Annotated in this window: 21 protein-coding genes; 8 read left to right on the forward strand and 13 right to left on the reverse strand. The window is 42.6% G+C overall.

Annotated features, from left to right (window positions below; genetic code table 11):
* Nucleotides 1-153: 153 nt before the first annotated feature.
* From dnaX to BTW00_RS11075, 6 genes are all read right to left on the reverse strand, one after another.
* Entirely contained in the window at nucleotides 154-2,139 is a 1,986-nt protein-coding gene (gene dnaX, locus BTW00_RS11050) for a DNA polymerase III subunit gamma/tau (protein WP_075107453.1), read from the reverse strand.
* A 151-nt stretch (nucleotides 2,140-2,290) separates the two neighbouring features.
* Entirely contained in the window at nucleotides 2,291-3,817 is a 1,527-nt protein-coding gene (gene lysS / locus BTW00_RS11055) for a lysine--tRNA ligase (RefSeq protein WP_075107454.1), read from the reverse strand.
* 83 nt (nucleotides 3,818-3,900) lie between these two features.
* Nucleotides 3,901-4,251: a type II toxin-antitoxin system HigA family antitoxin gene (locus BTW00_RS11060; protein WP_071001597.1), complete on the reverse strand. Its 351-nt coding sequence runs from the start codon at nucleotides 4,249-4,251 to the stop codon at nucleotides 3,901-3,903.
* Nucleotides 4,241-4,549 (reverse strand): type II toxin-antitoxin system HigB family toxin, encoded by a 309-nt coding sequence (locus BTW00_RS11065; RefSeq protein ID WP_058024706.1) that lies wholly within the window; start codon nucleotides 4,547-4,549, stop codon nucleotides 4,241-4,243. The genes BTW00_RS11060 and BTW00_RS11065 overlap by 11 nt, the downstream gene beginning before the upstream one ends.
* A gap of 104 nt (nucleotides 4,550-4,653) precedes the next feature.
* The gene (gene prfA, locus BTW00_RS11070; protein WP_058024705.1) at nucleotides 4,654-5,745 is read right to left on the reverse strand and encodes a peptide chain release factor 1; all 1,092 of its coding nucleotides are present in this window, start codon (nucleotides 5,743-5,745) and stop codon (nucleotides 4,654-4,656) included.
* A gap of 238 nt (nucleotides 5,746-5,983) precedes the next feature.
* Complete coding sequence (locus tag BTW00_RS11075; protein WP_075107455.1) at nucleotides 5,984-7,129, reverse strand: beta-ketoacyl-ACP synthase III; 1,146 nt, start codon at nucleotides 7,127-7,129, stop codon at nucleotides 5,984-5,986.
* Between the two features lie 279 nt (nucleotides 7,130-7,408).
* Between BTW00_RS11075 and pnuC the strand changes: the two genes are divergently transcribed.
* The 4 genes from pnuC (at nucleotide 7,409) to BTW00_RS11095 (ending at nucleotide 9,765) form a co-directional block, all read left to right on the forward strand.
* A complete protein-coding gene (gene pnuC, locus BTW00_RS11080; RefSeq protein ID WP_075107456.1) occupies nucleotides 7,409-8,113 on the forward strand; it encodes a nicotinamide riboside transporter PnuC in 705 nt (234 codons plus the stop codon).
* Nucleotides 8,085-8,663, forward strand: coding sequence for an AAA family ATPase (locus BTW00_RS11085; protein WP_256714059.1), 579 nt, complete (start codon nucleotides 8,085-8,087; stop codon nucleotides 8,661-8,663). The genes pnuC and BTW00_RS11085 overlap by 29 nt, the downstream gene beginning before the upstream one ends.
* A gap of 60 nt (nucleotides 8,664-8,723) precedes the next feature.
* The gene (locus BTW00_RS14305) at nucleotides 8,724-8,981 is read left to right on the forward strand and encodes an inner membrane CreD family protein (RefSeq protein WP_371915071.1); all 258 of its coding nucleotides are present in this window, start codon (nucleotides 8,724-8,726) and stop codon (nucleotides 8,979-8,981) included.
* A 127-nt stretch (nucleotides 8,982-9,108) separates the two neighbouring features.
* Nucleotides 9,109-9,765: an IS1595 family transposase gene (locus BTW00_RS11095; protein ID WP_075107459.1), complete on the forward strand. Its 657-nt coding sequence runs from the start codon at nucleotides 9,109-9,111 to the stop codon at nucleotides 9,763-9,765.
* Nucleotides 9,766-9,813: 48 nt separating this feature from the next.
* On the opposite strand, the gene BTW00_RS11100 is transcribed toward BTW00_RS11095, so the two are convergent.
* Nucleotides 9,814-10,497, reverse strand: a complete 684-nt coding sequence (locus BTW00_RS11100) for a DUF421 domain-containing protein (protein ID WP_075107460.1) — start codon at nucleotides 10,495-10,497, stop codon at nucleotides 9,814-9,816.
* 326 nt (nucleotides 10,498-10,823) lie between these two features.
* On the opposite strand from BTW00_RS11100, the gene BTW00_RS11105 reads away from it, so the two are divergent.
* Nucleotides 10,824-11,741: a DMT family transporter gene (locus BTW00_RS11105; RefSeq protein ID WP_075107461.1), complete on the forward strand. Its 918-nt coding sequence runs from the start codon at nucleotides 10,824-10,826 to the stop codon at nucleotides 11,739-11,741.
* A gap of 350 nt (nucleotides 11,742-12,091) precedes the next feature.
* Here the strand turns inward: BTW00_RS11105 and BTW00_RS11110 are convergent, their stop codons facing one another.
* A complete protein-coding gene (locus BTW00_RS11110; RefSeq protein ID WP_058024690.1) occupies nucleotides 12,092-12,505 on the reverse strand; it encodes an organic hydroperoxide resistance protein in 414 nt (137 codons plus the stop codon).
* 168 nt (nucleotides 12,506-12,673) lie between these two features.
* Here BTW00_RS11110 and BTW00_RS11115 point away from each other — a divergent pair, with 168 nt between their 5' ends.
* From BTW00_RS11115 to BTW00_RS11125, 3 genes are all read left to right on the forward strand, one after another.
* Nucleotides 12,674-13,330, forward strand: coding sequence for an IS1595 family transposase (locus tag BTW00_RS11115; RefSeq protein ID WP_075105864.1), 657 nt, complete (start codon nucleotides 12,674-12,676; stop codon nucleotides 13,328-13,330).
* A gap of 63 nt (nucleotides 13,331-13,393) precedes the next feature.
* Nucleotides 13,394-14,254 (forward strand): AraC family transcriptional regulator, encoded by an 861-nt coding sequence (locus BTW00_RS11120; RefSeq protein ID WP_075107462.1) that lies wholly within the window; start codon nucleotides 13,394-13,396, stop codon nucleotides 14,252-14,254.
* 625 nt (nucleotides 14,255-14,879) lie between these two features.
* On the forward strand, nucleotides 14,880-15,209 hold the full coding sequence (locus tag BTW00_RS11125; protein WP_058024686.1) for a hypothetical protein: 330 nt from the start codon (nucleotides 14,880-14,882) through the stop codon (nucleotides 15,207-15,209).
* Nucleotides 15,210-15,279: 70 nt separating this feature from the next.
* On the opposite strand, the gene hrpA is transcribed toward BTW00_RS11125, so the two are convergent.
* From hrpA to BTW00_RS11150, 5 genes are all read right to left on the reverse strand, one after another.
* Nucleotides 15,280-19,497, reverse strand: a complete 4,218-nt coding sequence (hrpA, locus tag BTW00_RS11130) for an ATP-dependent RNA helicase HrpA (protein WP_075107463.1) — start codon at nucleotides 19,495-19,497, stop codon at nucleotides 15,280-15,282.
* A gap of 234 nt (nucleotides 19,498-19,731) precedes the next feature.
* Nucleotides 19,732-20,049 (reverse strand): hypothetical protein, encoded by a 318-nt coding sequence (locus BTW00_RS11135; RefSeq protein ID WP_075107464.1) that lies wholly within the window; start codon nucleotides 20,047-20,049, stop codon nucleotides 19,732-19,734.
* 1 nt (nucleotide 20,050) lies between these two features.
* Entirely contained in the window at nucleotides 20,051-20,638 is a 588-nt protein-coding gene (locus BTW00_RS11140) for a DUF1543 domain-containing protein (RefSeq protein WP_075107465.1), read from the reverse strand.
* A gap of 68 nt (nucleotides 20,639-20,706) precedes the next feature.
* Nucleotides 20,707-21,507, reverse strand: coding sequence for a metallophosphoesterase (locus BTW00_RS11145; RefSeq protein WP_178379294.1), 801 nt, complete (start codon nucleotides 21,505-21,507; stop codon nucleotides 20,707-20,709).
* 128 nt (nucleotides 21,508-21,635) lie between these two features.
* On the reverse strand, nucleotides 21,636-23,057 hold the full coding sequence (locus tag BTW00_RS11150) for a DASS family sodium-coupled anion symporter (RefSeq protein ID WP_075107466.1): 1,422 nt from the start codon (nucleotides 23,055-23,057) through the stop codon (nucleotides 21,636-21,638).
* Between the last annotated feature and the right edge of the window lie 136 nt (nucleotides 23,058-23,193).

Genomic DNA, 23,193 nt, shown 5'->3' on the forward strand with positions numbered 1-23,193 from the left:
GGGACAGGACTCTTTTTTGCCGCTTCATCGTTAAAAATAAGCGCTTAGAATGACTAAACTTATTATTTTTAACATCGAATCGCCTAAAAAATAGTCGCTGTCAGTGCCATGGTCGAACGTTCAACACGCCCTAATAACAGCTTTTTTTGAAACTTAATATAGCTGTACCTTACCCATTTTTCCTTCACCGCGCTCAGTCAAATACTGCATGACGGGTGTATGTCGCAACCTCATCTCAGCAACCGTTTTGGCTTGCTCCAGACGTTTTTGCTGGCGACGCTCTGGTGTTTTGTCATCGCTTTGCATAATACTACTATCAATTTTTAAATCAATCTCTGCACTTGTGAACTGTTGCTGCAGCTTAGCAGCTAATTGCTGGAAAGTCGCTTGTAAATGTCTACTATCGACACTAGTCAAAAAAGTGGCACTACCATTACATTGACCTATCATCGTACCTTGACGGGCAAGTGCCAGCTCGTCCTGTGCCAGTACGTTGTCTTCACGAGCAATTTGTAACCAGTAATCCCATTTTTCCGAGTTCCACTCCCCTGTCAGCTCTTGAGGGGCGCAGCGTAATAAAGTACGAGGATCTTCATCTGATGGTACTGCTAACTGAGAATCATTTGCGTCAGGCTCAACAATTGGCTCAGGCTCAACAATTGGCTCAGGCTCAACAATTGGCTCAGGCTCAACAATTGGCTCAGGCTCAACAATTGGCTCAGGCTCAACAATTGGCTCAGGCTCAACAATTGGCTCAGGCTCAACAATTGGCTCAGGCTCAACAATTGGCTCAGAGCTAGTAGCTGAGTGTGCTACGCTATCATTTTGTCCAATAGAGTCATCTATGCTGAAGCTGTCATCATAAATGGGGCTTTGTAACTCATTATGACTTTGCACTTGATAGTCAATATCGTAAGGCTGTAATGGCGCTGACGCTTCATGCGTAATAGCACTTGAAGGCGGCATCGAAGTAGTCGGCTCTATAGTTGTCGCTTCTGTAGAAGGAACCTCACTATCATAAGTGTTACTCAATACTTCATCGACTGGTAATGGACGAAACGCCAGTAATCGCAAAATGCACATCTCAAGCGCTTGCATCGGCGTACTAGCAATCTTGACGCCTTCACGTGCTTGTATAACAATTTCATAGTATAGCTGTAGCACATCAGGGCTAATATGCTGGGCAAGTGTATAGATGTTTTTGGCTTGCGCCTCATTGACATTGAGTGCAACTTCAGGCAATAACTGGGTCAATGCCAATTGATGTAATAGCTCAGCAAGCCCATCAAACATACTCGTTGCATCGACCATCTGTGCACGCATTTGCTCAATATGCGCGGCAACAGCGGTTTTGTCATGGTTATAAATATCTGTGATCAATCGTACCAAGTCGGCAGAGTCAATAAGACCAAGCATCGCATTGACAGTGGCATCATCAAGTGACCCTTGACCAAATGCAATGGCCTGGTCTGTCAGTGACAATGCATCACGCACAGAGCCTTTAGCCGCACTTGCCAGTTGCCAAATGGCAGGCTGAGCATACCCAACCTGCTCCTTGGCCAAAATATTTGCTAAATGCTCGCTAAGTAATGTTTGTGGTAATGGACGCAATACGAACTGCAAGCAGCGCGAAATAATCGTAATCGGTAATTTTTGTGGATCAGTGGTCGCTAGCAAAAACTTCACATGCTCGGGTGGCTCTTCTAACGTTTTGAGGAGTGCATTGAAGCTGTGGGTCGACAGCATATGCACCTCATCAATGAGGTACACCTTATATCGCCCTTGGCTTGGCGCATAAGGCACATTGTCAAGCAGCTCACGCGTGTCCTCGACCTTGGTACGAGAGGCGGCATCAATCTCAATAAGATCAATAAAACGTCCCTGATCAATCGCCACACAATTATCACAAACACCGCACGGCGTGCTAGTAATACCCGTATCGCAGTTCAAGCATTTAGATAAAATACGCGCAATCGTCGTCTTACCCACACCTCGGGTACCAGTAAACAGATACGCATGATGCAAGCGATTATAATCAATCGCATTAATCAGCGCTTGCGAGACATGCGTCTGCCCAATCAACTCATGAAAGTTTTTGGGTCGATATTTGCGAGCTAAAACTTGATATTGCTGCGACATAGCTATCCATTGTGCCAAGTAATTAATATTCTTATTTTTAATACGATTTTTCGGTATTCATTATAGCAAAAAGCCAGCGCATTCGTCTGGCTTCTTGCTGATTTGATTATGACTCAGCCGCGCTTAATAAGCGACTTTGTTTAACGACTCATTAATCATTTTTGCGGCGCATGTGTGGGAATAAAATCACATCACGGATACTGGCAGAGTCAGTAAATAGCATCACAAGGCGGTCGATACCAATACCTTCACCAGCGGTTGGCGGTAGACCATAAGACAATGCTTCGATATATTCTTCATCAAAGTGCATCGCTTCATCATCGCCTGCATCTTTTTCGGCAACCTGACCACGGAAGCGCTCAGCTTGATCCGCTGGATCATTGAGCTCGCTAAAACCATTCGCCAACTCGCGACCACCAATAAACAACTCAAAACGATCGGTAATCTCAGGATTGTCATCATTACGACGTGCCAATGGTGAGGTTTCAGCTGGATATTCAGTAATAAACGTTGGTTGACGTAATTGGTGCTCAGCCGTTTCTTCGAAGATGATGGTCTTGAGCTTGCCCACACCGAACACCTCTTTGACCTGCTGTTTAAGGGTCACTGAGGCGTATTGTGCCAGATAGTCACGATCGTCGATACGTGACATATCAAAGTCTTTGGCATATTTTGCAATGGCGTCAGACATGGATAGACGAGCAAATGGCGCTTTTAGGCTGATGGTTTCTTCTTGATAGGTAATCTCTGTCGTACCCAAGACATCTATCGCTAGCTGATTAAACATGCGCTCAGTCAAGTCCATCAAATCATGATAATCAGCATAGGCTTGATAAAACTCAATCATGGTAAATTCAGGGTTGTGTCGGGTTGAGACCCCTTCGTTACGGAAGCTACGGTTAATCTCAAATACTCGCTCAAACCCTCCAACGACCAAACGCTTGAGATAAAGCTCAGGCGCGATACGCAAGTATAATGGCATATCCAAAGCATTATGATGTGTCTCAAATGGACGAGCCACCGCGCCACCTGGAATGGGATGCATCATTGGCGTTTCAACTTCCATAAAACGCTCATTCAGCATAAACTGACGAATACCGCTGATAATCTGGCTACGAACCATAAAGGTATCGCGAGTCGTCTCATTGGTCATCAAATCAAGATGACGGTTGCGATAGCGCGCTTCTACATCTGCTAGGCCATGGAACTTATTTGGCATCGGACGTAGGGTCTTAGTCAACAGCGTAATCTCTTCAATATGCACATATAAATCGCCTTTACCCGAGCGACCAATATAGCCTGACACACCAACAATATCACCCAAATCCAAAGATTTGATGCTTGCACGCGTCTCCTCATCAAGCTCTTTACGTGCCACATATAATTGGATGCGACCTGTCATGTCTTGGATAACGATGAATGAGCCACGGTTTAACATGACACGGCCCGCCACATTGACCTGTGTTTTGTCACCATTCGCCGCTTTTTCTTCAATTTCTTGTTTTGACACACCATCAAAAGCCGTCTGCAAATCTTTTGCATAATGGGTGCGTTTAAAGGTGTTTGGGTACGGCTGTTTATCTGAGGCAGTGATATCATCTAGCTTGGCTTGAAGTTGCGCGATCAGTTCATTGGTGTCTTCTGGCGCTTGGGTTTGGTCTTGGTTATTTCTTGACATAAAACTCTCATAATACGATAGCCGTAAACTATCTTTAGTTAATATTTGATACTCAAAACAATAGTATCTCAAATAGAGGAGACCTAGTGAATAAGACTTTCATAAGGAATGTGCAGCCCTTCATGTAGTTTTCTTATCATTGGCAAACTCAATCGGCGTTTACGATTTAATACTTCAGATACTTTACTTGCCGATCCCAAATAAGGTGTCAAATCCTTTCTACTTAAATTTAGATTTTCCATCTGAAAAATAATAGCATCGACAGCTTCGGCATGTTCGATAGGATAATATTTGTTTTCGTAAGCTTCAATTAAGGTTACTAGCACTTCGCGCTCATCAGCCTCAGGTGTACCCTCATCAGCTTGAAACACAGCTTGTAGCTGAGCAAATGCATGTGCTAGATCTTGATCATTACGAATTGGTTTAATATTCATTGACAACCTCCACATCAATTTTATCGTATTCACTATGAGTACCGATGAACTTGACCCAAGCAATACCAGCCTGATACTGCATCTCAACCACCAATCGGTATTTATTGCCTGCAATATTAAAAACGACTCTATTATTAGCGCAAATACTCGCATTCTTAAAATCGTTTTTGATATCTTGCGGTGATTGCCAACTGGCTTTTAGTGCAAAATCATGCCAAGCTTCTAGCTGACCTTTTGCATCATCATTGTTAGGCTGTTCCCAGAATTTACGTAAACTGCTTTTGGCAATAACTCTCATATGACTTAGTATATAGCATCCAATTATATTCCCAATTTGGGAATATAGCAACGCTAATCGCTATACCCCTTCTTAACCTCACTCGCATAGTTCACCGCTATGGCTTACATCTCGCCGCCGATGCTAGCCATCAAGTCAGCCTGATGCTCACGTAACAGTGCATCAAGAATCTCATCCAAGTCACCTTCCATGATAGAATCAAGCTTGTATAAGGTAAGGTTGATACGATGATCGGTCATACGGCCTTGTGGAAAATTATAGGTACGAATACGCTCTGAGCGGTCGCCACTACCGACCAAATCACGGCGTATAGAGTCCGCTACATCGACCTGCGCTTGTACTTTGGCTTGCTGGATTTTAGAGACCAGCATTTTCATCGCATGTGCACGGTTTTTGTGCTGACTACGCTCTTGCTGACACTCTACCACAGTACCCGTCGGAATATGCGTCAAACGTACGGCTGAATCAGTGGTGTTGACGTGCTGACCACCCGCGCCGCTTGAGCGAAAAGTATCCATCTTAATATCTGCAGGATTGATGTCTACCGTATCATCAATTTCAACTTCTGGCATGACCGCAACCGTACAAGCTGACGTATGCACGCGACCTTGGCTTTCTGTCTCTGGCACACGCTGTACACGGTGAGCGCCAGATTCAAACTTTAAACGTCCATAGACGCTATTACCCGATACGCGAGTGATGATTTCTTTATAACCGCCGTGTTCACCTTCGTTTGCGGATAGAACTTCAACAGTCCAGCCCTGGGTTTGCGCGTATTTTTGATACATACGGAACAAATCACCAGAGAAAATCGCTGCTTCATCACCGCCCGTCCCAGCACGAATCTCCAAGAATGCTGGCACCTTATCGTTAGGATCTTTTGGTAGCATCATGACATTAAGCGCTTCTTCCATCTCTACAATGGTATCACGGGCTGTCTCAATTTCGTCGAGCATCATCTCTTTCATGTCAGGATCTGTCGCGTCAGCTAGCATCGCCTCAGCGTCGGCCTGATCCGTTTCTGCATTCAGATAGTTCTGCCATAAGGTCGTGATGTCCATCAAGTCGCTATGCTCGACAGACAATTCGCGAAATTTATTATTATCACTGATGACACTAGGATCTGATAACAAGGCGGTGACCTCTTCATAACGGTCTACCATCTGGTCTAAACGCAGGCGTAAGGATTCTTTCATAAAAGGACTTTTAATTGGATAAGAGGAATAAGCTCGTGATTATAGCAAATTTTTTGGGGTAAATTAAAACCTCTAAGCATTCTTCTCAATATTCGCAGCAATCTTGTCACTATACTCTCAAATATCTCTACTTATTCTTAAATAAAGATACTTGGTTCTGATACCAAGATTAGTAGACAAAAAAATAGCTAAGAAGACTCTTAGCTATTTTTATCGATAAAAGGTGCGTATTGAGACGTTAGACTTTACGAACCAATACTGAGCCAATAGAGTAACCGGCACCAAATGAGCAAATAACACCTAGATCACCTGACGCTAGCTCATCTTTATAGCGATGGAATACAATCATAGGGCTGGCTGAGCTGGTATTAGCAAATTCAGCAATGACGCTTGGTGCGATTGATTTGTCAGCATCTTTACCGATGACAGTGCGTAAAATCAAATCTAGCATATTGGCATTGGCTTGGTGTAGCCACATCATCTTAACATCAGAGGTCGGTATATCATTTTCTTGTAGGTGTTCAGTGATAACCTCAGACACCTTTGGACAAACTTCACGGAATACTTTGCGACCATTTTGCAAAAACAGTTTATCAGTAACTGGGGCTTTGATATCTGGATACATCTCCGTTTGCGCGGCTAGATACTCTGAGCGATCCATAAAGCCATATTCGTTTTTGATGTTGGTCGAAAACTGAGTAAATAGCTTAGCGTTTAGAATCTCATAACCCTTTGGCGTGTCTAATTCTTCAACAATAGTCGCCGTTGCTACATCACCAAAAATAAAGTGGCTGTCACGATTGCGCCAGTTTAGATGCGCGGAGGTAATCTCGACATTGACCACAGCCACACGTTTGGCAAGACCAGAAACAATAGAACCATGCGCTTGCGATAAACCAAACGTTGCCGCACTACAGGCGACGTTCATATCATAAGCGAAGCCGCCAACCATACCAATGGCATTTTGGATTTCAATAGCAACCGCAGGATAAGTGCGCTGGAAGTTTGAGCAAGCAAGGATGATACCATCTAGATCGTTGGCCTCAAGTCCAGCATCAGCCAATGCGTCTTTTAACGCAGCCGCGCCCATTTCTGCCATCACAGACAGCTCTTCACCTAAGTTACGATAGGCAATGACTGGTGCCATGATTTCAGGGTCTAAAATACCGTCTTTTTCCATCACATAACGTGATTTGATACCAGATACTTTTTCGATGAAAGCAGCTGAAGAAGGCTCAAGTGCCGTCATTGTCTCTGCAGCTATCTCTTCAGCATGTTCGGTATTATAGTTTTCAACATACTGGTTAAATGACTCAACTAGCTCTTCGTTACTAATGCTGTAAGGTGGGATATAAAGACCAGTGCCTGTGATACAAGTCGTCATGATACGCTTCCTTGTCTACTACTGTGGTGCTTGGAATAAGCATAAAAGTGGAAAAATAATAGCCATTCAAATTCAGTGAATAACTGTAAACTTAAAATCAGTGTGTTTATTATGCCTGAATATTATAATTTTTCTAATACTTTGTTACAAATAATCTGTTTCTGGCGATAAATAAGCAAAGACTCACGTCATTCTTTGATAGCTACGTTATAATTAGCGCCATTTTGCTCTGTGTAACCACCCAAACACATCGATACACGCTCATCTTTAGGAATACTAATGGCAGAACTTCTTACTTGGTTATTTGGTCAATATGCGGATTACTCCACGACATTTATCGTCTTAGAGTTGATTGCCGTGTTTTTTGGTGTGGCAAGTGTCTTGCTTGCCAGCAGAACCAATATCTTAGTCTTTCCAATTGGCTTAATCAGCACGGCGATATTTGTATATTTACTATGGAAATGGCAGCTGTTTGGCGATATGTTCATCAATGCTTACTATACGGTGATGAGTTTATATGGTTGGATTAACTGGTCAAAGAACAAAAAGAATCAGCCTATAGAGACTCATGAGTCAAACAATGTCCGTATTGAGCATTTGCATGCAGGCGATGTACCTATCTTGTCTGCTTTGGCAATAGCAACCATGTCTTTTGTGGCGCTGATATACTATTTCCGTCCGGTGATTAATAACGGCTTTAGTTTTGATGGTGCCGTTCTTGGTGTGCATTTATTCACTTGGGTGGACTATACCGACATGCTCACTACAGCTTTGTTCCTGATGGCAATGTGGCTCATGGCACGGCGCAAAATTGAGCATTGGATACTATGGATCATTGCTGATGCGATATCAGTACCACTATACTTTTATAAAGGCTTTACTTTTACCGCGCTACAATATGTAGTCTTCACTCTCATTGCAATCTGGGCCTATTATGAATGGCAACGACGCTACCGTGTACAACCTCGAACAGCATACGCCTGAATCTGTCATTACTGTCGCAGTTTTGGGCGCAGAAAGTACGGGGAAAACAACCCTATGCCGTGATTTGGCAGCGCATTTCGATAGTCTGTGGGTGTCAGAATATATGCGCACTTACTTGCAAGCGAAGTGGGATGATGAGCAGCTTACTTGTACATGGGATGACCTGCTACCTATCGCACAAGGTCAGATTGCGTTAGAGAACAAACTGGCCAAACAAGTCACCCAAACGTCTAATGAAAACCGCTATTTGTTTTGTGATACCAGTCTGTTTGAGCTAATGGTCTACTCTCATTGGTATTATGGTAACTGCCCCACCGCTCTTGAGCAAGCAGCATTGGCGCATCATTATGATTTGATACTATTGACTGAGGTTGATATACCCTGGGTGGCTGATGACCTGCGAGACAGTCCGTACCAACGTGATGAGATAAGCGCCTATTTTGCCAGTCAATTAAGCAAGCATCAAAAACCTTTTGTGCGTATTAGTGGCGATAGAAAAGAACGTGTCCGGCAAGTAATCGCGCAGCTCGCTCATCTCGGTAGTCCCTAGAATCGTTTTCCACATACTATTCATCTTCCTTGCATATTTTCTCGCTACCTCCTCTCTATGATGTCTATTAACGCCGCAGCCAACTGTATCAGCAGCGTTGGATTCAAGACATTTAGGAGGCGCCAACATGCAAAAAACACTATTAACCAAATTGTTTTTTATGTCCTATTGCTACCACTTGCTGGACTATATGCTGCCTTTTTCGGCATTTTAAGTACAGAAGATCTCAATCTATTACTGGGCGCGATATTCTGCTTTATGGTACTTGCCTGTGTCATGGTGATGACTCGTAAACTTGACTGGTACAAAGTCACATAAGCCAAGCGCTGTATGAAAAAAGTCACATAAACTGATAATAGTTTGAATTAATGCTGCCTTAACTTAGTTGATAAGGCAGCATTATCGTTGGGGCTGTAGTAGATAAGCACTATGCTAGACTACTTTTATGAAGATAACCCATTGTAAACTCAGTAAAAAAGTACAGCGAAGGCTGTTAGAGTTTTTCACAGCTGAAGTGACTGCTAGAACAGCCGCAGATTTGCTTGATATTCAGCCTAACAGTGCTGCACTTTTTTATCATAAAATAAGACTTGTGATAGATCATCATCTCTCATTACAAGCTGATGAGCTTTTTGATGGCGAAGTCGAATTAGATGAAAGTTACTTTGGCGGCGTACGCAAAGGCAAAAGAGGTCGCGGAGCTGCTGGTAAAACAGCCGTGTTTGGTATCCTAAAACGAAATGGTAAGGTTTATACCATTGTCGTAGCAGACACCAAACAGACTACTCTAATGCCTGTTATTAAGCGTAAAATCAAGCCTGACAGCTTTGTTTATACGGACAGTTACCGAAGTTACAATGCATTAGATGTGAGCGAATTCAAACATTTCAGAGTCAATCACTCTAAAGAGTTCACTTGCGGTAAAAACAATCACATCAATGGCATTGAGAACTTCTGGAATCAGTCTAAACGAACACTCAGAAAGTATAATGGAATCGATAAGAAGAACTTCCATTTATTTTTAAAAGAATGTGAGTTTAGATTTAACTATGGTTCACCATCTAATCAGCTAAAATTCCTGAGAAAATGGTGTGATATTTAATCCTTATCTACTACAGCCCCTTATCGTTATATTAGCCTAGTCGTTACGCTACTTGACTATCTGATTGTTTAACGCTTTAGCCCAATTATTGCAATCATCCTCACAGCGCGGGCAGCATTTATCAGCTTCTAATATTTGCTCGACATAACCACAATACATGCAGGCGTAATGAGCCCCTATCTCTACTTGCTCAACAGCTTGATATTGCTTAGGAAACAGCGGCATGCCGTAAACTGTATTTTCAGAGGAATGCAATAAAATACTAAAGTTGCCGTCTGTCTCAAGCAAACCGATGCGCACTTGACCCAAATGCTCAATGCCCTGTTGACGCATTTCAGCAAAAAACTCATCGTGAGACATTTTGCCTTTCTTAATTTTATCTAGTACCAGCATGCTATCTTCTACGATATAAAGTGACTTGCCTTCCAATAAGTCTTCAAAAGGTTGGAATTTCATCATCGCCCAAGTACAAAGCCTATAAAGTGAAATGACCGTACCCATGATTAGTACGGCTTGAATAATCGGCAAATCCTCAGTAAACATAGGGTCACCCGCGATAGAGCCAAGTGATAGGATAATGGTCAACTCAAAGATAGAAAGCTGACGAACGCCGCGCTTGCCGGTGAAGCGCAAGAACGTGATAATTAATACAAACATGACGGTGACACGTATTAAGATTTCAACGGCAAACGACCAAGTTGTGTCATGAATAAAAATACTTGCCCAATCCATATTCTCATTTCCAATTTATTTATCTGATGTGTTGTGTTTAATGAATGATGTTCTAATAGTTCGTTTGATGCGAAGCACATCATCCCTATTTTCAGACCTTATCGTCAATACAACTATCGTTATTCTCATTTAAGAGAGATTTTTTGCCACAAGTACGACAAAATATCCTGTCTTGTGAGACAACTATGGATTGTATTAATTAATTAGTTATCAATCTATTATTTTCGCTAGAAACAATCGATCGTTATAGCAGCGTATCCCACGACCTACAACTAAAATCCTATGTTTGCCTGTTTTGTGCCATTTATTCATTATAGGAATAATTTTTGAAAGCCACTGTTTATACTATTATTGCGTTGATCGCATTTGCCGCAAACTCCCTGTTTTGCCGGATGGCCCTAGCAGCAGGTTATATAGATGCTTGGAGTTTTACGGTCATTCGTCTGCTCAGTGCGGCTGTTTGCTTAGTGTTTATTATGACGATTCACGCCTACAAACTACAGCGTCAAGTACTCGCCTCTGACAAGCCTTCTATTGATGCTATCTTAAATGACAAAGGCAGTTGGCTTAGTAGTGTCAGCTTGGTCATTTATGCGTTATGTTTTTCGATTGCCTATGTAGAGCTTAATACTGGTACAGGTGCTTTAATTTTGTCTTCGGCCGTTCAGATTACGATGATTGGCTGGGGTATCTACAAAAAAGAACAGCTTAGTGCTGTACAGTGGCTGGCATTTATCGTCGCAGTCGCAGGATTTGTGTATTTGATGTTGCCATCAGCGGCCGTTCCATCACCCAACGCTGCCGCATTGATGGCACTGAGCGGTGCGGCTTGGGGAGTATACAGCATACGCGGTAAATCATGCATCTCACCGCTACGAGCGACAGGGTTTAACTTTGTGCGGAGTTTGGTAGCCGTTCCGATATTGTTACTGGTGGGCCTAATGTATCTGGATGAAATAGGTTTAAAAAACATCAGCTTAGAAAGTATTACGAGCGAAGGGATATTGCTCGCCTGTGCGTCAGGAGCGATCGCATCAGGGCTGGGTTACAGTATTTGGTATACGGCGATGCCATTGTTAAAAACCACACAAGCGGCGATCGTTCAGCTGTGTGTGCCTGTGATTGCGGCTGTACTAGGCGTGATATTTTTATCTGAGCAGCTAACGTTACCATTTATCATTGCCAGTGCAGTTATTTTAGGCGCAGTCTTAGTGTTTACGTTAAATAAAAAAGTGCCAGCCTAGGGCGTGTCACTATTTTAAAAATAGTGATAAAAATGAGATAAATCGCAGACAAATAAGGAAAATAGTGCAGACAATATCGAGATATTGACCAGCTATTTGTCAAAGATTGAGCCATTTTTAGCTTATTTAGTGATAAATGCTTGAACTAGGGACACGCCTTAGTGAGGATATTACTTATGATGCTCTATCACTAGCTCGGCTAATGACAAAAAGTTCGCGCTATCAATCTATTCTATTTTACCAGATAGTATAAAACCGCCCTGATTTATAAAAATCGGGGCGGTTTTGTGTAAGCTATCATATTGAGTTAATGATTCGCTTGCTACCAGTAAAAGCAAAGCTAAAAGCCTTTAGATAACGGTAACTTCTAAGCGGGCATCTACATTGCCACGAGTGGCATTAGAATATGGGCACACCTGATGTGTGGCTTCGATCAACTGTTGTGCTTGCGCTTCATCAATACCTGATACTTCGACATGCAATTCTATATCCAAGTTGTAGCTACCATCTGCTTTCATACCGATGCCAACTTGCGCAGAAGTTTTAGAAGCGGTGACAGGCAATTTCATTTGCTGCGCAACCATGCTCAAAGCGCTATCAAAACAAGCGGCATAACCCATAGCAAAAAGCTGCTCTGGATTCACACCTTCTTTATCTTGTTCTTGAAAAGACACCAAATCAAAACCTAATGAACCATCGTCTAGTCCAGTATGACCAGAACGTCCACCAGTTGCTGTTGCACGAGTTTTATAGAATATTTTCATAATTTATGCTTCCTTATTGATGTTATTAGAGGTTGTGCTTACGCTGTTGCGATAAGACTATTATAGAATCGCTGGCAGTTATCCGTTAGAACAGACCTCTATAACTCTTGCCTAATTCTATAAATTTTTAGGGGCTGTAGTAGATAAGCACTATGCTAGACTACTTTTATGAAGATAACCCGTTGTAAACTAAGTAAAAAAGTACAGCGAAGGCTGTTAGAGTTTTTCACAGCTGAAGTGACTGCTAGAACAGCCGCAGATTTGCTTGATATTCAGCCTAATACTGCTGCACTTTTTTATCATAAAATAAGACTTGTGATAGATTACCATCTCTCATTAGAAGCTGATGAGCTTTTTGATGGTGAGGTCGAATTAGATGAAAGTTACTTTGGCGGTGTACGCAAAGGCAAAAGAGGTCGCGGGGCTGCTGGTAAAACCGCTGTATTTGGTATTCTAAAACGAAACGGTAAGGTGTATACCATTGTCGTAGCAGACACCAAACAGACTACTCTAATGCCTGTTATTAAGCGTAAAATCAAGCCTGACAGCTTTGTTTATACGGATAGCTATCGAAGTTACAATGCACTGGATGTGAGCGAGTTTAAACATTTCAGAGTCAATCACTCTATAGAGTTCACTTGCGATAAAAACAATCACATCAATGGCATTGAGAACTTCTGGAATCAGTCTAAACGAACACTCAGAAAGTATAATGGGATTAATAAGAAAAACTTCCATTTGTTTTTAAAAGAGTGCGAGTTTAGATTTAACTATGGTTCACCATCTAATCAGCTAAAATTCCTGAGAAAATGGTGTGATATTTAATCCTTATCTACTACAGCCCCAATTTTTATACTATCAGTCAGTCTTAAAAAACAAGCTATCCTCATGAATCAAGAAACCATAGACCGACTTCTTAATATACTGCCTAGGAATCAAACCCTCGAATCTGCTGTCGCAGGGCTATTCTTTTACTGTGCCGATAGACCAAGCAAAGCTGTTAGCTATATCCAAGAGCCAAGCATTTGTATTGTCTTGCAAGGTGAGCGTGAGATTTATTTAGGAGCAGACTGCCAAAGATTCAGTAATAGCCACTTGATGTTTTGTCCTGTCAATATTCCGCTGAGCATGCACATAAAACATGCCTCAGTAGTGAATCCTGTCATCGTTTTATCTATGAAATTAAATCTCGCCATGATTAGAGAGATATTGGCGCAAATACCCTCTAAAACACCCACAGCAAATGGTCACTTAGGCATAAAGTGGCCGTTAGATGAGGCGATAATGGCGGCATTTGATCGATTGATACGCTTGCTTGATTATCCAAACGATATTGAATTTTTGGCGTCACTGATTCAACAAGAAATATATTATCGACTACTCTCAGCGGAGCAAGGTAACAAGCTTAGAAAGTTGGTCGTTGATGGTAGCCATACACACCGTATTGCCCAAGCCACTGACTGGATCAAGTCGCATTTAAATGAGCCTATTATGGTAGAGGGTCTAGCCAGTAGATGCGGCATGAGTGTCTCAGGGTTTCACCAGCACTTCAAAGAAATCACCCAGTTGAGTCCACTACAGTATCAAAAAAGCTTAAGATTGATGGAAGCAAAACGATTGATTAAAATACATGGGCAAGGAGCACAAATATCGCAAATAGCCATGCAAGTTGGCTATGAAAGCCCCAGTCAATTTAGCCGAGAATACAAGCGGCTGTTTGGAGTCAGTCCGAGCAGTGAGCTGATGTGATAACTGTCTCACCATTGATACCTATAGCGGCAGGATTTTATTATCATTGTGATGGTAACTCTAGGACTTATCGATTTTGGCATAACAGACTCAATGTCAGGCCTACCTCGCTTACCTTGGTCAACTTCAAGCACTTATCAACGTGAGGTGGGTGACGCCTTTAGAGCAAACTATCCCTATAGCGTACTTACAGAACGATTCAATGAATTGATCATTTATCTATTACTACAGATTATTGATTAACTATTCTTCTAACCCTTTCTAGCGCTAACCTCTTGTGATACAAGAGCTCATCTGAGTATCGAGATATCCACTGATATAGTTGATTCAGTTTAAAAGAGATACAAGGCAACCAAGCGCAGATGTATATGTGATACTTCAAGTGAGGTTAACGCTGTCACTATTTTATAGAGGATTGACTATAAATAGATTTTAAGGCAAATATCTACTCAAGGTATCTCTATACTTTCTTATTTTTTAGCTAAAAGAGATTTGTTATTCGAATAAAAAACAGTTGACTCACCAATATATTCGTATTATAACATATAATATATATTCAAAATATTGGATATATAGCGTAGTTTTTTTTACGTATGTTTATCGAAAAGCTTGGGGAGGAAATGACATGATTCGTTTAAGCTACACTCTCAAATGCTGGGCGCTAGGTATCACTTTTTTTTCAGTGTTCTATTTTATGGTCGTCATGAGTGACCCAGGCTTTAGCAAATATATATATATGCTGGCCCTCAGCACTCTACTCTTCCCCATTGCCAAGCGTGCAGTGGATGTGATGATAGATTTTTTTACCCCAGATCTCGATCTATTTAATGGATTGCTGCCGTCAATTCTGATTAACGTGGTGATTTGGATACTGACACCATTTATCGTAGCACTGACAGTGATTGCGTTCATGCTTTATAGTATGGGTGTGCTCACAGAAAAGATGAGTCATTAAAACCTACTTAAATAAAAGGCCGGATTAGCAATTGCTGATCCGGCCTTAACATTCAAAGAAACTTTTAGTTCTAGCCCACCTTATCCCACATTTTACTAAGACGCTTGGGCGAAACTGCCACACGAGTTTTCATCGGCTGAGCAAATAGCTGGATACGATACTCCTCCACCATCCAGCGATATTCGCTAATGGCTTCTTTGTCCGCACGCCCTGCTAACCGCTCCATATGCAAGTCAAGCGCGTAGACACCGTCGAGGTCGGCATCCAAATTATGCTCAAGACGCTCTAAGCGAATCTCTAGTGCCTCAAGATAACGTGGATACTGCTGCCAATGGCTATAATCCATGCGGTAAACAAAATCAGCCAAATACAAATCTTCTAATTGATCTTCGATATCATCGATAGATTCCCCAAATATCTCGCGGTCTAACATCAACAGACTCTGGCGAATACGCTGCCAGCGCGTATAAACATTTTTCAGCGTTTTTATGACGCTTTGACCGGTCAATAAGAAGTTATTTAACACAACTTCTAGCGTCTGTGCATACTCCTCAGGTGTAAACGGTAACTCCTCGCTCAATCCAACTGCGATATCGTCAGCGCTCTCAGGCAGGCTCTCGGTATGATCAAATAACACATAATGCTCTTCAAGCGTAGCATCCAATGTAGCATCAATGACGATTGTTTTTAGCTTTTCCATATCACCAAGCGGTGCAAATGCCAGTTTGAATATTTTATCCACTTGACTGGTGAGCTGTTTTTTCTTTGCGCCAAGCTTCCCTTTGATCAAGGTTAATACGCCGATACGATGCGCTTGTAGTGCGGCATTGACATCGGTGTACTGATGGATCGATACCGCTTCGCCTGCTTCATCAGCCACGAGCGCCGCAAACTGCTTCATAACCACGCCTGCACTATGATGATTTTTGCTAAAGGCAAAATGCTCAGGGAATTCAGTATGCGCGCCTTGTTGCTCATTCACCGCTTGACTGGTCTCAGAGGCATGACGAATCTGTAGCGTTTGTAGATCACGACCTTTTTCGATAATGCGGTTTTTGTCATCGACCACACAAATTTGTGGCTGCAGATAACGATCAATCGTGGAAGGGCTAAAGCTCTCTGGCGTCACCGACATAATACCGCGGCGATTGAGCGCTTGGCACAGCTGTTTTAACAGCCCTTGTCCACCTTGCTGCTGCAACTCATCAAACAAATTATCTGCGGTATCAGGTATCGGGACGATCTGACGACGGATATCTTTTGGCAATGATTTGAGCAACTGCAATACCAGCTCGTAGCGCCAACCAGGTACACCCCATAGTAGCTCAATGGCGTCGAGCTGTGGTAATGCAGCAAGCGGTACGCGTATGGTCACGCCATCATCATCACTTGCTGGATCAAAGACGTAACGCAGTGGCAGTTTTAGATCACCCAGCTTCCATACTTCTGGGAAATCGCCCGTGGTCGGTGCTTGGCTAGTAAGTACGTCTTCATCGGTAAAAAACAGATACTTAGCATCGTTTTTTTCTACTTCTGCGCGCCAGTCTTCAAACGTTTTGCGGCTGGCGACGTGTTCAGGAATCTTTTTGTCATAGAACTGATATAGCGTTTCTTCATCAACCAATAGATCACGGCGGCGTAGCTTATCTTCGATACGCTCAACATGGGCAATCTTGTCCATATTGTGCTGTAAAAATGGCGCATTACGACCGAAGTTACCAGTCACTAACCCATCACGAATGAAAATCTCTCGCGACTCGACCAAGTTTACTTGCTCATAATTGGTCAGCTGCTTGCTAATGATGATCAAGCCAAACAAGCTAATCTGCGCGTATGCTTTGACACGTCCTGTCTTTTTGGACCAATGCGGTTCAAAGTAATGATATTTGAGCAGGTCGCCTGCTGCTGAGATGATCCACTCGGGTTCAATTTTGGCAACGGTACGCATAAAGACTTGCGAGGTTTCGACCATCTCAAACGCCATTACCCAAGGCGGAATCTGTTTGAACACGGTACTGGCTGGGAATATTTTGGCTTTTTGCTGACGCGCCGCCAAATACTCACCGCGGCTTTCAGTCTTATGCGCAATGATGGACAATAATCCTGTTAATAACGCTCGGTGCAAATTGGCGTATTTGACCGCTTTTAACGCTTCGTCTTCGATTGCAGTCGGGTCATTCTTAGCGAAATTTTTATCGGATGCTTGTGCATCACTGGTATCTATCAGCTTAAGATCTGTCACCATTTGTAGCAATTGACGATGCGTTTGATGCCATTCACGAACACGCGGGAAGCTCAGATAGTTCTTTTTCGCAAACTGCTTACGCTGATTACCAGACAGTTTATTGCCGTCTTCGTCTTTTTCAAACAGTGCCTTCCATAGACTTAAGTAAAACAAGAAATCTGAATCATCTTGACGGAAGACCGCATGCTTTTGATCCGCTTGCGTACGCTTGTTGGCAGGGCGCTCACGTGGATCTTGTACCGCAAGCGCAGCCACCACAATCAGCATTTCACGAATACAATCAAAGTCAGAACCAGCAACCAGCATACGTGCCAGCCGTGGATCGATTGGCATACGTGCCATTTTCTGACCAGTCGCTGTCAAGCGCAGGTGATCGAGTCCTTTTTGACGTTTTGGCTTATTGGTTTTATCCTGAGCAGCGATGTCCTTTTTGGAAGTGATTGCCCCCAGCTCATCAAGCAACTTATGACCATCTGTGACTAACCTACTATCAGGTGGCTCGATAAAATCAAAGTCATCGACACTACCCAAGCGCAAGTTTGCCATCTGCAATATCACAGATGCCAAATTGGTACGTAGAATCTCAGGCTCAGTAAATTCAGGACGACCGTTGAAGTCCTCCTCAGAATATAGGCGAATGCAGACACCTGGCGCTACACGGCCACAACGACCTTTACGTTGGTTGGCAGCCGCTTGCGAAATCGCCTCAATCGGTAAGCGCTGTACACGTGAGCGATACGAGTAACGCGAAATCCGCGCAAATCCTAAGTCAATCACATAGCGAATACCCGGTACAGTCAACGCAGTCTCAGCAACGTTGGTCGCAATGACAATACGTCGACCTCGACCTGATGGCTGAAAGATACGCTGCTGCTCTTCATACGTCTGCCGTGCAAACAGTGGCAACACTTCGGTATGACGTGGACCATGGCGCTCAAGCACTTCTTGCATTTCACGAATTTCCGCCTCGGTCGCGGCAAATATCAAGATATCAGCCTGATCGGCATGGCCTTTATTTTGCGCGTCGCTAAAACATTCCTCGACAGCAGCAACCACCGCACGCGGCAGGTTCTCTTCAAAATCATCATAGCTGTCATCTTCTGAGCTGTTTACTGGCTCATCGGTCAGCGGACGATAACGAACTTCTACTGGAAAACTACGCCCTTCAACATTAAAGATAGGTGCAGGAACTTGTCGTTTTAGCTTGGCATCATAATGACTAAAGTACTCACTAAAGCGCGTGGTATCGAGGGTCGCTGAAGTGATAATGACTTTTAAATCTGGGCGCTTGGGTAGCATTTTTTTGAGATAACCCATAATAAAATCGATGTTCAAACTACGCTCATGCGCCTCATCGATAATAATCGTATCGTATTTACTCAAAAAACGATCGTGACCAAGCTCAGCAAGCAAGATGCCATCGGTCATCAGCTTGACTACAGATTGCGCTGAGCCTTGCTCATTAAAGCGAATCTTAAAACTAACCGTATTACCCAAAGGCTCACCCAGCTCTTCAGCAATACGATTTGCGACGCTGCGCGCGGCCAGTCGTCTTGGCTGCGTGTGCCCTATCTGTCCAGTAATACCGCGTCCTGCCAGCATGGCGAGCTTAGGCAACTGTGTGGTTTTACCCGAACCTGTCTCACCCGCCACGATAATGACCTGATTATCAATGATCGCTTGTACCAGATCTTCTGCGCGTTGACTAACAGGCAGGTCAAGATTTAATTTGGCAGGTAAGTCACTTGGGATGCTATCGATACGTGCCTGCACGGCTTCTTGAGAACGTGTCTTTATTTTCTCGTACTGAGCACGTTTCTTGGCAAGTACATCATCTAGATTGTTCTTTTGCTCAGAACTATTATTAGATTTTTTATCTTTAGATACAGCAGCACGTGCCAGCTCTCTTTCAAGACGGCTTAAGTAATAGCTGTCTTTAGCAAGAACTGGTAAATCACTCAGTAATTTTACTGGTCGCTTTGCACTGTTAGTTTCATCTACGGTAGATGTTTTTAGACTGGTATTTTCAAAAGTATCAGACATATTTGCTTAGGCTATTTATTATGTATAAGTGGTTAGATTATGGAGGCAAATGCAGGGTGATTCAAGGTAGTTATGATGCTTGTATGATGCTTAGTTGCAAAGCTGAAGTTTTTTCTATGGCTATGAGGACGATAATGCCTCTATCTAATAATCAGTATTAAATCAAGACACACTTAGACCATAAATATTAAATTTCACATCATTAAAGGCATAGAAATGGTCTAAATGAGAAAACTAATTACTAACAGTATAAATAACCTGTTGGTGAGTCGCAGCTCCCACAAAAAAGGTATGCATTTTTTGCAGTGCCAGCCTAGGAAAAGGAAGATGTAGTGACAGTATCAATTTTTCAAACCCTAACATCTCATTAACTAACTCTTTCGCTACGTCAGGACGAATCTGCGGGTTTTCATAAATATTGTCAATTAACCACGTTAATCGTGGAAATTTTGCGTTATCGTGAATCTGATAAAGGATGGGCAGCATATCATCAGATATCTGACATCGCGCTTTGCGGATTAGACCACTTTTATAATACATATCTAATGACATATTAGGATAATTTCCTTAGATTTTTAATACTCAGATAACCCACGTATTCTTTATCTTCTTTGATATCGACACCGCCTGCATCAACGATAGGCTCAATCAACAGCTGAGCATTTGAGAGCAGATCATTCACGTTATAGATATCATCTATATCGACCTCAAACTTATCATCAATATGTGAAGCGGCGTCGAACGGCGATACGTCATCTTTAAAAGTGAACTGTTTATAAAACTCGCTTTGTTTGGCTTGCTTAATGGCCTCGGCTTGACTGGCGGCAACGATCAGAAGCTTATAATGAAACTCTTCAAAACTTCCCTGCTGATAGCCGCCCAAATTTATAAAAAACAGCTTTAAGTTAGCATCTTTGCTTACCTGCTCACTTGATTTAACCAGTTTGATCGCATAGCCATCAACTTTAGTAATCGCTCGATACGAATCAATGTGCCATTTGTTTTTGACTTCTGGCCAATGCTGATTGATATCCTCTACCAGCTCGCTGACGTGATTGGCCACACCAAAAAAGATGTCATGCTGTTCAATCAGGCGACCTTTGGGACGGCCACCAAGTTGAGCCATATATAAAGTTAACATGTAACGCAGTCCTTATAAATTTTTCATTGTAGCTAATTTTAATTGAACATAATATCGAGCGCGTCTTATTACAATACCCGCCCTGTTTTTAAAGCAAATGCCCAATCTCTACGTCCATTTTTGAGCGCCAGTTCTGCTGCTGCTTCATGATCATAAGCGACCTTAATATGCTCAGTCTGCCAGCATTTACCTTGCGCCGTTTCTATACAGGTTATAAGCGCGTAGCTGGCATGAGGCGAATACGTTTGCATCTTATGAAGAATGGGCAAATTATCTTCGTAGGCGGGATAACCCACACTGCCACTATTAATAACCATTTGCCCTGATGATAGTGTCACCGTGCGCGGAATATGCGTATGTCCACAGATAATGACAGGGCTGGCTATACCATTTAATAATGACAAGATGTTCGAGTCGCTACGTACTGTCGGTACGCCTGTTGCGATATCTTCAAGCAAATATACCATGTCATCAGTTGGCGTCCCATGACAAAGATAAACATCCTCACTTAAATGACAATCAAACGGTAAAGCGCGCATCCATTCAATCGCGTCTTTAGGTAAATCTTTCACAATAAAATCCATCGTTGGATTATCAGCGATTTCTGCCATGGTTGATAAATTCAGCGCCTCATAAATCTGCCTATCTTGATTACCCCGAATGGTAACAATATCATCTCGATGGGTCATTAGTAATTCATAGGTCGCCTTAGGCGCTATCGGCCCATATAAAATATCACCAAGATTGACGATTTGATTGACATCGCGCTTTTTGATATCAGCAAGCACAGCGTCAAGCGCGAAGACATTACTATGAATATCTGAAATAGCAGCGATTGTAATGCAATTTTTATTATTGAATGTCGTCATAATGTCTATTATCCCCATAAGTTATGATGTTATAAATTAAGAGAGTATAAAAAATAAAAACCTGATGCCTCATTAATATTGGGACATCAGGTTTTATTTATCATGGTAATGCTAATGGTTCGTTAGACTTATAGTAGGAAGAAATACGCCCAACACCCAACGATAACAGTAGAGATAATATTAAGGATGACACCTGTACGTACCATCTCTGTTTGTTTGATCAAACCGGTACCAAACACGATAGCGTTTGGCGGCGTCGCAACTGGTAGCATAAAGGCACAGGACGCACCGATACCAATAATAAGTACTAAGACTTCGCTCGGTATACCCATATGCTCGGCAATTGCCGCAAATACAGGAACTAAGAGCGCAGCTGATGCCGTGTTTGATGCAAACTCTGTTAAGAAAATAATGAAGGCTGAGATTGCAAGCATCACAACCAATAGTGGCGCGGTTTGTAAGCCATTAGCAACCGTCTCACCCAGTACTAATGACGCACCTGAAACTTTTAGGATATTCGATAGCGCAATACCGCCACCAAACAGCATCAATACACCCCAATCTGTGTTGTCTGATACTTGTTTCCAAGACACCAGACCCAAACTCACGACCGCCACTGCTGCAAGCAATGCAACAACGGCATCTGTATCTTCGATACCAACTGCAGCACCAATTTGCTTAGAGAGTATCCAGCTCACCGCTGCCACAATAAAGACAATAATCGTCAGCACGCGCGGCTTGGTCCAATGAATAGTTTCATCTTGCTGTAGGGTCATCGTGCGGTTCAGGTTCGGCTTTAGATACAAATACATCGCACCCAACAATACTGGTAATAGTATCAGCATCATTGGAATACCAAATTTCATCCAATCAACAAACGCAATATCCAAGGCTTTTGCGGCGATCGCATTTGGTGGCGAGCCGACAATCGTACCCAAACCACCGAGACTTGCTGAATACGCAATACCGAGCAGTACAAACACAAATGTACCGCGATCTTCTTTACTATCGACTTGCGTCAAAATACCGAGGGCAAGCGGTAGCATCATTGCCGTTGTCGCCGTATTTGAGATCCACATTGACAAAAACGCAGTCACGCCAAAAATCAATAGTACAGCGGTACTTAGCTTACCACCTGATAACGAAAGAATTTTTAGCGCAATCTTTCTATCAAGCTTTTGTACATGTAACGCGGCCGCCAAGGCAAAACCACCAAAGAAGAGATAAATAATGGGACTGGCAAAGCTTTGCAGACCGACTTCAGCATTAAAATCAGGAATGCCAATTAATGTCCCAACCACAACCACCAAGATCGCAGTGATTGTGACGTGTATCGCTTCAGTGAGCCATAGCACGCCGATAAAAAACAGCATTGCTAGCCCTTTGTTAGCACTGACCTCAAATGGCAATACACTGTAAATAATAAGACTAATGATTGCCGCAATGGCGACCACGATCAATCCTTTTCCCGTTCCCTTTGGGAATGTATCCGTAAATAAATACTCGTTACCATCATCAGGAATATGGCTATCCAGCTTTTTCTCTGACATAAATTATCCTTATCGCATCCAAAGTGAGTATGAAGTCAAAGTTATTGCAACACACACTTATTATAAGACATCATGATATTCATATAGCGAACATTACGCGCGAAAATATCATATCAGAATAACTTATATATGAATA

The sequence above is a fragment of the Psychrobacter sp. C 20.9 genome (genome assembly GCF_001921765.1).
In the GTDB taxonomy this organism is placed as follows: Bacteria; Pseudomonadota; Gammaproteobacteria; order Pseudomonadales; family Moraxellaceae; genus Psychrobacter; species Psychrobacter piscatorii_B.

What these genes read in the sequence shown, in the direction of transcription:
- dnaX (WP_075107453.1), bottom strand. Translation starts at nt 2,139, where the DNA reads ATGTCGCAGCAATATCAAGTTTTAGCTCGCAAATATCGACCCAAAAAC.
- lysS (WP_075107454.1), bottom strand. Translation starts at nt 3,817, where the DNA reads ATGTCAAGAAATAACCAAGACCAAACCCAAGCGCCAGAAGACACCAAT.
- BTW00_RS11060 (WP_071001597.1), bottom strand. Translation starts at nt 4,251, where the DNA reads ATGAATATTAAACCAATTCGTAATGATCAAGATCTAGCACATGCATTT.
- BTW00_RS11065 (WP_058024706.1), bottom strand. Translation starts at nt 4,549, where the DNA reads ATGAGAGTTATTGCCAAAAGCAGTTTACGTAAATTCTGGGAACAGCCT.
- prfA (WP_058024705.1), bottom strand. Translation starts at nt 5,745, where the DNA reads ATGAAAGAATCCTTACGCCTGCGTTTAGACCAGATGGTAGACCGTTAT.
- BTW00_RS11075 (WP_075107455.1), bottom strand. Translation starts at nt 7,129, where the DNA reads ATGACGACTTGTATCACAGGCACTGGTCTTTATATCCCACCTTACAGC.
- pnuC (WP_075107456.1), top strand. Translation starts at nt 7,409, where the DNA reads ATGGCAGAACTTCTTACTTGGTTATTTGGTCAATATGCGGATTACTCC.
- BTW00_RS14305 (WP_371915071.1), top strand. Translation starts at nt 8,724, where the DNA reads ATGTCTATTAACGCCGCAGCCAACTGTATCAGCAGCGTTGGATTCAAG.
- BTW00_RS11095 (WP_075107459.1), top strand. Translation starts at nt 9,109, where the DNA reads ATGAAGATAACCCATTGTAAACTCAGTAAAAAAGTACAGCGAAGGCTG.
- BTW00_RS11100 (WP_075107460.1), bottom strand. Translation starts at nt 10,497, where the DNA reads ATGGATTGGGCAAGTATTTTTATTCATGACACAACTTGGTCGTTTGCC.
- BTW00_RS11110 (WP_058024690.1), bottom strand. Translation starts at nt 12,505, where the DNA reads ATGAAAATATTCTATAAAACTCGTGCAACAGCAACTGGTGGACGTTCT.
- BTW00_RS11115 (WP_075105864.1), top strand. Translation starts at nt 12,674, where the DNA reads ATGAAGATAACCCGTTGTAAACTAAGTAAAAAAGTACAGCGAAGGCTG.
- BTW00_RS11120 (WP_075107462.1), top strand. Translation starts at nt 13,394, where the DNA reads ATGAATCAAGAAACCATAGACCGACTTCTTAATATACTGCCTAGGAAT.
- BTW00_RS11125 (WP_058024686.1), top strand. Translation starts at nt 14,880, where the DNA reads ATGATTCGTTTAAGCTACACTCTCAAATGCTGGGCGCTAGGTATCACT.
- hrpA (WP_075107463.1), bottom strand. Translation starts at nt 19,497, where the DNA reads ATGTCTGATACTTTTGAAAATACCAGTCTAAAAACATCTACCGTAGAT.
- BTW00_RS11135 (WP_075107464.1), bottom strand. Translation starts at nt 20,049, where the DNA reads ATGTCATTAGATATGTATTATAAAAGTGGTCTAATCCGCAAAGCGCGA.
- BTW00_RS11140 (WP_075107465.1), bottom strand. Translation starts at nt 20,638, where the DNA reads ATGTTAACTTTATATATGGCTCAACTTGGTGGCCGTCCCAAAGGTCGC.
- BTW00_RS11145 (WP_178379294.1), bottom strand. Translation starts at nt 21,507, where the DNA reads ATGACGACATTCAATAATAAAAATTGCATTACAATCGCTGCTATTTCA.
- BTW00_RS11150 (WP_075107466.1), bottom strand. Translation starts at nt 23,057, where the DNA reads ATGTCAGAGAAAAAGCTGGATAGCCATATTCCTGATGATGGTAACGAG.